General features: G+C 42.0%; 13 protein-coding genes. 6 read left to right on the top strand and 7 right to left on the bottom strand.

Annotated features, from left to right (window positions below; all coding sequences use genetic code 11):
* Positions 1-452 precede the first annotated feature (452 nt).
* From AC5YCD_RS02905 to ahcY, 3 genes are all read right to left on the bottom strand, one after another.
* Positions 453-1,169 carry a 16S rRNA (uracil(1498)-N(3))-methyltransferase gene (locus tag AC5YCD_RS02905; RefSeq protein ID WP_496128623.1) on the bottom strand — a complete coding sequence of 239 codons (717 nt, stop codon included), beginning with the start codon at positions 1,167-1,169 and terminating at the stop codon, positions 453-455.
* 27 nt (positions 1,170-1,196) lie between these two features.
* A complete protein-coding gene (gene metF / locus AC5YCD_RS02900) occupies positions 1,197-2,033 on the bottom strand; it encodes a methylenetetrahydrofolate reductase [NAD(P)H] (protein ID WP_496128622.1) in 837 nt (278 codons plus the stop codon).
* Positions 2,034-2,178: 145 nt separating this feature from the next.
* On the bottom strand, positions 2,179-3,561 hold the full coding sequence (gene ahcY / locus AC5YCD_RS02895) for an adenosylhomocysteinase (protein WP_496128621.1): 1,383 nt from the start codon (positions 3,559-3,561) through the stop codon (positions 2,179-2,181).
* Between the two features lie 360 nt (positions 3,562-3,921).
* Between ahcY and AC5YCD_RS02890 the strand changes: the two genes are divergently transcribed.
* Together AC5YCD_RS02890 and AC5YCD_RS02885 are read left to right on the top strand one after the other, a co-directional pair.
* Positions 3,922-5,235 (top strand): amidohydrolase, encoded by a 1,314-nt coding sequence (locus AC5YCD_RS02890; RefSeq protein ID WP_496128776.1) that lies wholly within the window; start codon positions 3,922-3,924, stop codon positions 5,233-5,235.
* A 59-nt stretch (positions 5,236-5,294) separates the two neighbouring features.
* Complete coding sequence (locus AC5YCD_RS02885) at positions 5,295-5,768, top strand: hypothetical protein (protein ID WP_496128620.1); 474 nt, start codon at positions 5,295-5,297, stop codon at positions 5,766-5,768.
* An 11-nt stretch (positions 5,769-5,779) separates the two neighbouring features.
* Here AC5YCD_RS02885 and AC5YCD_RS02880 read toward each other — a convergent pair whose 3' ends face one another.
* From AC5YCD_RS02880 to AC5YCD_RS02865, 4 genes are all read right to left on the bottom strand, one after another.
* A complete protein-coding gene (locus tag AC5YCD_RS02880) occupies positions 5,780-6,304 on the bottom strand; it encodes a tetratricopeptide repeat protein (protein ID WP_122898280.1) in 525 nt (174 codons plus the stop codon).
* A 148-nt stretch (positions 6,305-6,452) separates the two neighbouring features.
* The gene (locus AC5YCD_RS02875; RefSeq protein ID WP_496128619.1) at positions 6,453-6,794 is read right to left on the bottom strand and encodes a DUF3325 domain-containing protein; all 342 of its coding nucleotides are present in this window, start codon (positions 6,792-6,794) and stop codon (positions 6,453-6,455) included.
* Positions 6,791-8,506, bottom strand: coding sequence for a PepSY-associated TM helix domain-containing protein (locus AC5YCD_RS02870; RefSeq protein ID WP_496128618.1), 1,716 nt, complete (start codon positions 8,504-8,506; stop codon positions 6,791-6,793). The genes AC5YCD_RS02875 and AC5YCD_RS02870 overlap by 4 nt, the downstream gene beginning before the upstream one ends.
* A 1-nt stretch (position 8,507) precedes the next feature.
* On the bottom strand, positions 8,508-8,861 hold the full coding sequence (locus AC5YCD_RS02865) for a hypothetical protein (protein WP_496128617.1): 354 nt from the start codon (positions 8,859-8,861) through the stop codon (positions 8,508-8,510).
* A 184-nt stretch (positions 8,862-9,045) separates the two neighbouring features.
* Between AC5YCD_RS02865 and rutD the strand changes: the two genes are divergently transcribed.
* From rutD to rutC, 4 genes are all read left to right on the top strand, one after another.
* Entirely contained in the window at positions 9,046-9,843 is a 798-nt protein-coding gene (rutD, locus tag AC5YCD_RS02860; protein ID WP_496128616.1) for a pyrimidine utilization protein D, read from the top strand.
* Between the two features lie 275 nt (positions 9,844-10,118).
* A complete protein-coding gene (gene rutA, locus AC5YCD_RS02855) occupies positions 10,119-11,219 on the top strand; it encodes a pyrimidine utilization protein A (RefSeq protein WP_496128615.1) in 1,101 nt (366 codons plus the stop codon).
* Entirely contained in the window at positions 11,216-11,941 is a 726-nt protein-coding gene (rutB, locus tag AC5YCD_RS02850) for a pyrimidine utilization protein B (protein WP_496128614.1), read from the top strand. The genes rutA and rutB overlap by 4 nt, the downstream gene beginning before the upstream one ends.
* 19 nt (positions 11,942-11,960) lie before the next feature.
* Positions 11,961-12,341, top strand: a complete 381-nt coding sequence (gene rutC, locus AC5YCD_RS02845; protein WP_496128613.1) for a pyrimidine utilization protein C — start codon at positions 11,961-11,963, stop codon at positions 12,339-12,341.
* Positions 12,342-12,345: the final 4 nt, after the last annotated feature.

Genomic DNA, 12,345 nt, shown 5'->3' with positions numbered 1-12,345 from the left:
TGCTTTTATAGACAAACTTAGATTGTAGATCTATGAATTAATAGTTAAATGGTATTAAAAGAATTGTATAAATCTAAGTTATTATTTTTATAAATTTTTTTTCTAGATTATAAGCTTGCTTTATGCAGAATTGCACGGAGTATAAACAGTTTTAGTGCCTAAGCGTAGAGATCTTAGACTAAAGTACCTTTGTGGTTTAAGATTTATCAAGTCTATGCCAACACAGCGATTGATTACTTTAGCGCAAAGTCTAACATTCAGTGCAATGAGATCAGCGCTGGAATTTGACTGAATCAGGATTCAGTTGTTGAGAAAACTGCTGAAATGATCAAGTCGAAGTCAGCCCTTTAAGTCAAAATAAGTCTTAAGCGAATCTCATCATATGCAATAAGAGCTGCAAAACGCCCAATAAAAAAAGCAGCCCTGAGGCTGCTAATTTCTTGTTGCTGTGTTTAAGCGACAAAATGATAATTAAGAATTGAGAGTGCCACCACAGGCGCTGTTTCGGTACGCAAAACACGACGACCAATACACCAATTGATAAAGCCCTTCTGATTGGCCACCGCAATTTCTGCCTCGCTTAAACCGCCTTCAGGTCCAATCAGTAAGGCTAAATCAGGAGTGGCTTTGTTCAGCACATTTGATTGGTCTTTATTGGGTGCAAGCACCAATTTGGTGGCTGGTAATGCGCTGTCCAACCATTTTTCTAAAGGCATTGGCGCTAGAATTTGAGGGACAAGATTTAAGCCACATTGTTCACATGCTGCAATCGCGACCCCTTGCCAATGATCAAGCTTTTTTTGGTCGCGATCATATTTTAAGCGCATTTCACAGCGTTCCGAGGTTAAAAGCTGAATTTTGCTTACACCCAGTTCCACCGCTTTTTGAATAGCATAATCCATACGATCGCCTTTACTCATCACTTGACCTAAGAGGGCAGTAAACGCAGGGGTACGATTGTCGGGATCAAAGCTCATTACCTGTACAACAGCGGTTTTTTTATTGACTTCAATCAGCTCGACTTGGTATTCACCGCCTTGTCCATTAAACAAAGTGGCTGTTTCGCCCACTTGAGCGCGGAGTACTTTACACCAATGATGAAACACGGTCTCGGTTAAATCGGCAGACGTATCAACCGTTAACGTCGCTTCCATATAAAAACGTGGCATAAAATACTCACTTTAAAAACAATAAAATTACGCGAGACCTAAGTCTTTAACTAACTGACGCGTTGGGTCGGTGGTGTTCATGGTGTAAAAATGCAAACTTGGTGCGCCGCCAGCAATCAGGCGTTCACATAGTTTCACAATCACTTCATGACCAAAGGCTTTAATCGAAGCTGTGTCATCACCATAAGTGGCCAATTGCTTACGAATCCAACGTGGAATCTCAGCACCTGTACCATCAGCAAAACGAATTAAATTGCTGGCGTTGGTGATTGGCATAATGCCGGGCGCAACAGGAATATTGACACCTTCTTTTTGAATACGTTCTACAAAATAGAAATACGCATCTGGATTAAAGAAGAATTGTGTTAATGCAGCATTAGCGCCGGCATTGGCTTTATCGCAGAAACGTTGGATATCTAAATCAAAGCTGTCTGCTTGTGGGTGCATTTCAGGATAAGCCGCCACTTCAATATGGAAATGATCACCTGAATGTTCACGGATAAAACGCACTAAATCCGTAGCATAAGGCAGTTCACCTAAACCGACTTGACCTGAGGGTAAGTCACCACGCAGTGCCACAATACGGTCAATGCCTTGTGACTTGTACAAATCAAGTAATTCGGCAATACGTGCTTTGCTATCACCAATACAAGACAGATGCGGGGCAACAGGTGTGCCTTTACCGTTAAAATCCGCTAAGGTAGACAAAGTACGTTCACGGGTAGAACCACCTGCACCGTAAGTCACAGAAAAAAACTCTGGATTGAGCAGTTGTAGTTCTTGATGCACAACTTTTAATTTTTCCGCACCTGCATCAGTTTTGGTGGGGAAAAACTCGAAAGAAATTGGAATCTGTTTAGACATATTTTAAATCCTATTTTTATAAATACTTTTTATGTTTGCCCTCATCCCGGCCTTCTCCCAGAGGGAGAAGAGGGGTCACTACTCCATTAAGAGAAGTAAGGAAGTCCCTCTCCTAACAGGAGAGGTTAGGAGAGGTGAAAAAAACTTAGTATTTATAAGCGTCAGACTTAAACGGACCTTCAACAGCTACACCTAAGTAGTCTGCTTGTTCTTGAGTCAATTGAGTTAACACACCGCCAAAACCTGCAACCATTGCCGCAGCAACTTCTTCGTCTAATTTCTTAGGAATAAGCTCTACACGGATTTTAGCCGCTTTTTCTTCTTCAGGAAGATCAGCAAATTTTTCAGCAAATAAGTGCATTTGACCGAGTACTTGGTTAGCAAACGAACCATCCATAATACGTGATGGGTGACCAGTTGCATTACCAAGATTCACTAAACGACCTTCAGATAAAAGGATTAAATAATCATTTTCGTTTTCTGAACGATAGACTTGGTGAACTTGAGGTTTTACTTCAACCCACTTGTAACCACGTAAGTAGTTGGTGTCGATTTCAGTATCAAAGTGACCGATGTTACACACAACCGCACCTGCTTTTAATGAATCAAGCATTGCAGCATCACAAACGTGGTAGTTACCTGTTGTGGTTACGATAAGGTCAGTGTTTTGCAAAAGATCAAGATTGACGTCTTCTTTTTTACCTGTTTGTACGCCATTTTTGTATGGAGATACAACTTCGTAACCATCCATACATGCTTGCATTGCACAGATTGGATCAACTTCAGTCACACGTACAATCATGCCTTCTTGACGAAGTGATTGTGCAGAACCTTTACCTACGTCACCGTAACCGATCACAAGCGCACGACGGCCAGATAACAACATATCTGTACCGCGTTTGATGGCATCGTTTAGAGAGTGGCGGCAACCGTATTTGTTGTCGTTTTTAGATTTAGTCACAGAATCGTTGACGTTGATTGCAGGCACTTTTAAAGTACCGTCACGTAACATTTCATACAGACGTTGCACACCAGTGGTTGTTTCTTCAGTTACACCGTGGATTTTCGCAATCACTTCCGGGTATTTTTCATGAACAAGGAGAGTTAAATCACCACCATCATCAAGAATCATGTTGGCATCCCAAGGTGTGCCGTTTACATTGATTTGTTGCTCAAGGCACCACATGTATTCTTCTTCAGTTTCGCCTTTCCAAGCAAAAACAGGAATACCCGCAGCAGCAATTGCAGCAGCAGCATGATCTTGCGTTGAGAAGATGTTACAAGATGTCCAACGAACTTCTGCGCCGAGTTCTACCAAAGTTTCAATTAAAACCGCAGTTTGGATTGTCATGTGAATACAACCCAAAATTTTTGCACCTGCAAGTGGCTTCGCCGCAGCATAACGCTTACGTAAACCCATAAGGGCTGGCATTTCAGCTTCTGCAAGTTTGATTTCTTTGCGGCCGTAGTCCGCTAAAGTGATATCCGCTACTTTATAATCTGTAAATGAAGCATTAACCGCGTTCATCACGATCTCCTTAATATTCATAGAAAAATTGATCATTCAGTTCGCGGATGCCGTTGTTGGTTAAGCCAGAAAAGTTTAACCGATCGTCGAGCCTGGCAAATCTTACATTTAGTGCCTGTAAAATAAGTCGCAGCATCCCTCGACTAGCGAAGTATTGTACTTGGAAAACTGCCAAGGGGAAAGCTATGTGCCTCAGTTTTGGTTGAATATTTAAGCACTAAATGGGCTTTGTTTTATATCTTTAAGGTATTAAATCTATACTTAAATAGTGGCGCAGGCCGATCTTCACTTCGCTTATGCTAAGTGATCGAAAACAACAGGAACAAGATCATAATGCGAAAAATTGTCCAGTATGCTGTGATGGGACTTACATTTGCCAGTAGCCCATTGGCTTTGGCGGATTGGGTGAAAGATGCCGCACAATCGGTAGAAGGCAAAACTATTCAGCTACGTCAGCATATTCATCAACACCCTGAACTGGGCAATATGGAATTTGAAACCTCAAAATTAGTACAAAAAGAACTTAAATCTTATGGTATTGAGGTCAAGACTGGTTTTGCTAAAACAGGGGTGATTGGTATCTTAAAAGGCGCTAAACCCGGCCCTGTGATGGCATTGCGTGCCGATATGGACGCATTGCCTATGCAAGAAAAAACCAATTTAAGTTTTGCAAGTCAAGTTAAAGCGATATATCAAGGCAAAGAAAGCCATGTTATGCATGCCTGTGGGCATGATGCACATACTGCAATGTTGTTAGGTGCAGCCAAAGTATTGGCGGAAAATAAAGCCAATATCGCAGGCACAGTGGTGTTTGTGTTCCAACCTGCAGAAGAAGGCGGGGCTGATATTGATAACTTTAGTCAAGGTGATCAAATTGGTTCACGTAAAATGATTGCTGATGGTGCATTTAAGCAAGTGAAGCCAGAGGTGATTTTTGGCTTGCATGTGATTGCGGGTATTCCAAGCGGACATTTACATTATAAGTCGGGGGCGATTTTAAATAGTGCTGATAATTTAAGAATTAGCGTCAATGGACAACAAGTACATGGTTCGATGCCATGGGCAGGGCGTGACCCAATTGTTGCATCTGCGCAGATGATTAACAATTTGCAGAGTATTATTAGTCGTCGCACAGATTTAACCCAAGGCATGGGCGTGGTGAGTATTGGACAGATTCAAGCGGGTACCGCAGGCAATATTATTCCTGAGCAAGTGTCGATGCTGGGTACGATTCGCTCCAATAATGAAAGTATTCGCGAGAATATTTTAAAAACGATCCCACAAGTGGTGGAACATACTGCGGCTGCACATGAGGTAAAGGCTCAGGTTGAGATTGCCGCCTATGCACCTGTGACCATGAATGACGCAACTTTAACAGAAGCCATGACAGCCACTTTAAAACAAGCAGCCAATGGCAATGTGAAAATTTTAGCCAATAATGCCAGTGCCAGTGAGGACTTTGCTTATTATGGCAAGCTGATGCCATCTTTATTTGTGTTTTTAGGGGCAACGCCTGCCCATCAAGATATGAAAAAAGCCGCGCCAAACCATAGCCCTTACTTTTTGGTGGATGATGCGACTTTAAAAACGGGTGTAGAAAGCCATATACGTTTTGTTTTGGATTATCCAAAAGTGGCAAGCCAAGTACAAAATGCTTGGAGAAATAAGATCTAGTTTTTAATTACTTAGGTTTAAGTTATTCTATGCGTAGGGTAACTTAACTATTTTATATAATGAAAAAACTAATTATTAGCTTGGCTGGTGCTGAGAATACAGGAAAGACACAAACTTTAACTTTATTGATTGAGATGTTGGTCAAGGATGCTTTTGCACAGCCTGATACTTTGGTCAAATGTTTAAAGATGGAAAATGCAGATATGCGTTTGATTGTAGCAATAGGTGATATCAAAGTTGCTGTGGATACCAAGGGTGATCCCGATACCAAATTATTCGAGCGCATAAGTGAATTAGATAGCTGTGATTACATTATTTGTGCGTGTCGTACACGGGGTGAAACATATGATGCAATTCAAGACTTTGCTCAAAAAACAAAACGCAAGCGTATTAAGCTACATACTTATGAAGTTGAACCTTCATTGAATCGAACTAATACAGCTGCGAGTCAAATTTTGAATGAACTGAAAGCGCAACATATCTATCAATATTTGATGAGTAAAGTGCATGAGCAACAAAAAGCCCTCAATTGAGGGCTTTATTTTTATGCATCTTTGGCTTCTAAAGCATCGGCTTTTTGGGTCCAAAAGTCGGCTTTTTCTTCATCGGCATCTACACCTAAAGCATTGGCATAAATAAAGGCTAAATCACGCATCGCTTGTAATTCGCCTAAGTTTGCAGCTTGTTCAACCAATTCCACAGATTTAACTACATCTTTTTCAACCACATCGCCACGGCGGTAAAAACCTGCCAATTCTAAAATCGCAGCAGCGTGCTTGCGTTCTGCAGCTTGTTTGAGCCAATTATGGGCATGTTCAAAATAAGTTTTCGCTTCTTCAGGATCTTCTTCTGCGACTTCTTTGGCATACACGGTATAACCTTCGCCTAGCCAATACATCGATTCAACATGACCTAAAGAGGCAGCTTTTAGCGCCCATTCTTCAGCACGTTCAATATCTTCATCGTGTTCGCTGCTCATATATAGTTGAGCTAAATCAAATTGCGCTTCTAAGTTACCAGCAGTGGCACGGTTTAATAGCGCTTTAGGCACAGAAATTGGAGTAGTCATGGGAAGATCTCAATAGAAAACCTACTAAGCCTAAGCTGCTTTATAAAAAAAGCAATCATCGTGAGATAAATTTTTACCAATGCGCTGCAAATTAAAATCTAGACAACAAAAAAGCCCGCACTAGGCGAGCTTTGTTAGACTTAAGCAATTAAAGCAAATGGATGAGCAAGGCTAAGCCACTTAAGATAATCGAAACAATAGCCAGTAATTTTACTTTATTGGCAAAATAGCTCAGCGTTAGGCCGACCATCAGCGCAGAAAAACTCAGTACCCCAATCCAATAGCTGATCATATTACTGATACTATCGCCATGAATGATACAAGCCACTAAGCCCGCAATCAGTAATAACCAACCCATGATGGTCGCAAGTTTGGTTTGCTTGGCATTCAATTCTTTGCCAAAAATCTGTTTTTGATGCTTGGACATCGAAGTGGCTAAGCCAATAAAACCTAAGTTACATAGCGCCCAAATGAAAATAAACCAACTCATTCGTTATTCTCCTGTGGTGCTTTGCCCGCTTTGGCTTTTTTTGCCGCTAGACTTTGGTGATTTTTAACTTTGATGAAGCTAAATCCAAATACGACTGCCAACACCCACATGGCTAAATCAAACGATGCAATCACCCATTGACCATTGGCAATACTGCTCCAGAGTGGCGCACCACCAGTGATAACGTTGAGTACGGGTAATAATGCAAATAGAGCAGTGGCAAGGGTCAGCATTTCTAGCCATGCTTGACGATGCTGACGCACTAAGGCATAGACAAACACCAAGCCCCAAGCGATAAAGAAAGCTCGAATCTCTAAGGCACTGCGTTTTTCAAGTTCAGCATCAATGAAACGGTTGGCATAAAAATACACTGCACAGGCAATCGGTAAACCAATAATCGCAGTGACGTTTAATACTTCTACTGTACGGTAGCCAAAAGATTTATAACCTTGTTTTTCTTGTTGCGGGGCACGTTTTACACACCACAATAACAAGCCAGTAGCGACCATCATAGTGCCTAAAATACCGGATAAGAACAGAATCCAACGTAACGATAAATCTACACCGCGTGCTTCATGCAAAGTGGTGGTGACGTTATAAATTGCTGCAGGAATGGTTGGATTTTTTAGCTTAGAACCATCATCTGGATTTTCAAGGCCAGTAACCCCGTTATAGCTTAAAGTTTGGTAAATATTACGATGGGCAACACTTTCACCATGTAAAGCACGTAGTTCAATTTCGGCTTTCGTGGTATTAGGTGCCACGATGGTAATTGTGCCGACACGATTGTTTGGCCATTGTTGCTGTGCATCAGCAATGATTGGGGCAAGATCAGTAAGTGGTGCAGGTTTGGGTTCGGCCTTAGGACGACGTTCACCGCGACCTTCGCCACGCGCTTGTTGACCTTCAGCACGTTCACCGCGATTTTCACCGCGTGCTTGTTGACCTTCAGGACGCGCTTGTTCAGGTGTTTCAATTAATGCTTTACGTTGTTCTTGTAAAAATGCGCCGCGGTTTTCATAAATTCGTTCTACACCCCATGGCATGAGGGTAAATAACAGCAGTAACAAACCACTAAAGGTAATCATTAAATGAAACGGTAGGGCAAATACCGCAGTGGCATTATGCGCATCTAACCAAGAGCGTTGACCTTTACCTGGGCGGAAGGTAAAGAAATCTGTAAAGATTTTTTTATGGGTAATAATACCACTAATGATGGCCACAAACATCAGCATGGTGGCGATGCCGACAATCCAACGTGCCCAAATTCGATCTAAACCGTACAGCTCAAAATGGAAACGATATAAGAAGCCACCACCACGGGTTTCGCGTGCTTCTAAAACTTCACCCGTTGCACTATCTAAAGTAATGCGTTGACCACCACGACGCGCGCGCGGGTCTTCATTCGCACCACGAATACTTAAAACCGTAGTATTTTGCCGTGATGTCGGCAATTGAATCGACCAACTGCCTGCCTGAGGATGGTTTTTTTGTAAATAATTTAAGGCAACTTGAGTTTGCTGAATTTGCGATTGACTTGGTACTGACTGATGCAGCTCAGGCTTCATCCACACACTAATTTCATTTTGGAAGAAACTGAGTGTGCCGGTCACAAAAATCGCATACAGCAGCCAACCTAAAATAAGGCTGGCCCATGTATGCAACCAAGACATTGACTGGCGTGGGCCTTCTGCTTTTCCATCTACACGCATTTTAGTTCCCTAAAAACTGAATTAAAATCCACAGCAACATGCTGGGTACAATAATGCCAAGACTGGCTTTTACGGTTTTTTGCACCATAAACACCCAAATAAATGCACCGCAATACACACAAAATGCAATTAAGGTGGCACTCATGGCAGCGTTGGCAGGCGTAGCAGAAAATAAATCGGCAATGCACATTGCACTTAAGGCAGCCAGAATATATCCCCCCACTAAAGCTAAAACAAAGCGATAGAGGATCATGAGGCGATAACTTAAAGGAGTTGCGGGCTTGGTTTTCTTTTTGACATTCACGCGTGGACTACTCATTGGGTCAAATGAATCCAATTGGGCTGGATTGTTCATGGGGCTTTAATCTGACACTGAATAAAATTTGCGAAATGATAACAATTATTATTTATGTTTCCTATCTGTTTTTACCAATAAAACTTAAAAAATTCATACTCTTTTATCTTGAAAGCCTAAGCAGATGCGATTCTGCGGCATATATCTTGCAAATAGCTTGCTTAGCATCACAATCAGGACAGATATGAACACACGACTTTATCCTTGCCACCGCACACAGGCAGAATATATTTTATTGTCCGCAGGGCTAGGCGGGCATGGCACATTTTGGCAGCCGCAAATTGCTGCGCTACAGCAATATTTTCATGTGTTGGTCTATGACCAAGCCGGCTGTCATGCAAATAGCGCTGTGTTAAAAGATGGCTATAGCATGACTGATATGGCACAAGAGTTATTGGATTTAATCCAACAAGAAAAAATTCAGCGTTTGCATTTTATTGGACATGCTTTGGGCGCTTTAATAGGCATTGAACTAGCACGCTTAGCACAAAGTTTAAATATTGATGTTTTAAGCTTAACGGCAATTAATGCATGGGATCGCCCTGATCCACATACGCTCAAGTGTTTTCAAGCCAGAACCCGACTCTTACAATATGCAGGGACTACAGCTTATGTCGAAGCACAAGCTTTGTTTTTATATCCACCGGCATGGATTTCTGCGCATCATCAAACGATTGCCAAACAAGAACAAAAGCAGTTACAAGATTTTCCACCGCCTGCCAATGTTTTGGCACGAATTCGGGCTTTAAGTGCTTTTCAAGTCAATGCCGAGCATCGTGCTGCATTGGCTAAAACTCGCCTGCATTTTATTGCCAATCGCGATGATTTTTTAGTGCCATATCAAAAAAGTGAGGATTTAAAACAAATTTTAGCGCATGGTAAGCTCAGTATTTTTAATCATGGCGGACATGCCTGCACCGTGACAGAAACAGAGCAGATCAATCAAGCGATTTTAAACTTTTTACAACCCAGTTTTGCTTGATGGTCTTTTTGATTAATACCGTCCTCAATGGGCGGTTTTTTTATGGCGCATTTTTTACCAAAAGTTCAAAAAACGCACCACTTTAAATCTGTGCTTCATAAAGCACCTTGCGATGAAAATCGTATATTTTACTTAATAGTCAAAAAAATATCTTCTAATTGATTGATTTAAATATACTAAATATATGTTGGCACAGCCTTTGCTAAATCTACTATGAAAAATAAAACTGCAATTGCAGTCAAAAATTAAAAGCAGAATAAACAGTGAGGTGTGTGATGAAAGTTGGCGTTTTTTGTCCTATTGGAAATAATGGTTGGTTACTCTCGGAAAATGCACCGCAATATCAGCCGAGTTTTGAACTCAATAAACAGATTGTGCAACGTGCAGAACATTACGGTTTTGACTTTGCTTTATCCATGATTAAGCTGCGCGGCTTTGGTGGTAAAACAGAATTTTGGGATCATAATTTAGAAAGTTTTACTTTAATGGCGGGCCTTGCCGCTGTGACCTCAAAAATTCAAATTTATGCCACTGCAGCAACCTTAGTCATGCCACCTGCGATTGTAGCGCGTATGGCATCCACCATTGATTCAATTTCCAATGGTCGTTTTGGTTTAAATGTGGTGACTGGTTGGCAAGCACCAGAATATAGCCAAATGGGCATGTGGCCGGGCGATGAGTATTTTGGCAAACGCTATGAATATTTGTCTGAATACGTGCAAATTTTACGTGAACTGTGGGCCGATGGACGTTCAGATTTTAAAGGTGAACATTTCACGATGAACGATTGCCGCGTCAGTCCCAAACCACAAGCCGATATGAAAATTATTTGCGCAGGACAATCGGATGCAGGTTTGGCGTTTTCCGCGCAATATGCCGACTATAACTTTGTATTTGGCAAAGGTTTAAATACCCCAACGGCTTATGCCGAAATTAACGAGCGTTTAAAAACCCATACCGATCAAACCGGTCGTGATGTACAAACTTATGTGTTGTTTATGGTGATTGCAGCCGAAACCGATGCTGAAGCCTTTGCGAAATGGCAGCACTATAACGAGGGTGCCGATGTAGAAGCGATTAATTGGCTGATGAACCAAGGTGGTAAAGACACTAAATCTGGCAGTGACACCAATATTCGCCAAATGGCATCGAGTGTCTCGCCGGTGAATATCAATATGGGCACCTTAGTCGGCTCTTATGCCAATGTCGCAAAAATGTTGGATGAAATTGGGGAGATTCAGGGCACAGAAGGCATCCTACTCACCTTTGATGACTTTATTCAGGGGGTGGAAGATTTTGGACAACGCATCCAGCCCTTAATGCAATGCCGTCAGCATGTTGTAGTGGAAGGTCAAACTTTGGAGAAAACCGCATGAGTATTATTTGTAGTGAATTTACCCAAGCCATTGGCACAGGCAAAGTGTTAAGTGCACGTCCTGAAGCGATTCAACTCGCGCCTGAGCAAACCGCATTGATTGTGGTTGATATGCAAAATGCCTATACCTCGCGAGGCGGCTATTTAGATTTGGCGGGTTTTGATGTATCACAAACGGCACCCGTAGTGGCCAATATTCAAAAAGCGGTGGATGCAGCACACAGTGCAGGCATGCAAGTGATTTATTTTAAAAATGGTTGGGACAAAGACTACCGTGAAGCAGGCGGAATCAATTCGCCTAACTTTCATAAATCCAATGCCCTCAAAACCATGCGCCAAAATCCAAAGCTGTATGGCAAGTTATTGGCCAAAGGGGAGTGGGATTTTGAACTGATTGATCAACTTAAGCCACAGCCACAGGATTTAGTTATTGAAAAACCGCGTTACAGTGGCTTCTTTAATACGGCTTTAGACAGCATGTTACGTTGCCGTGGTATTCGTAATCTGGTCTTTGTGGGTATTGCCACCAATGTTTGTGTGGAATCGACCTTACGTGATGGTTTCTTTTTAGAATATTTTGGTGTGGTGTTAGACGACGCCTGCCATCAAGCAGGGCCAAGCGAAGCACATGCTGCCAGTATTTATAATATTGAAACCTTTTTTGGGTGGGTTAGTACTACCGAAAAATTCTGCAACACCTTTCAAAACAATAACTTAAAATAATCTGCATAACGAGGACAACATGCCAAAACAAGTGATTATTCCCGCAGGAACTGCCAAGCCGCTAGCGCCTTATGTGCCTGCCACCCAAGCCGACAATATTGTGTATGTGTCAGGAACCTTGGCTTTTGATGAAAATAACAACGTACTGCATGTCGGCGATGCCGCAGCACAAACGCGCCATATTTTAGACACCATTAAAGGTGTGCTTGCGGCGGCGGGCGGCAGCATGGAGGACATCACCTTTAATCATATTTTTGTCAAAGATTGGGCCGATTATGCTGCGATAAATGCAGTTTATGCCGAATATTTCCCCGAAGATAAGCCAGCACGTTATTGCATTCAAGTGGGTTTAGTCAAACCTGAAGCTTTGGTTGAAATTGCCTCAACTGCACATTTATAAAATA

It is taken from the genome of Acinetobacter sp. CY05, from assembly GCF_059515805.1.
This window is presented reverse-complemented; position numbering and strand designations above follow the sequence as displayed.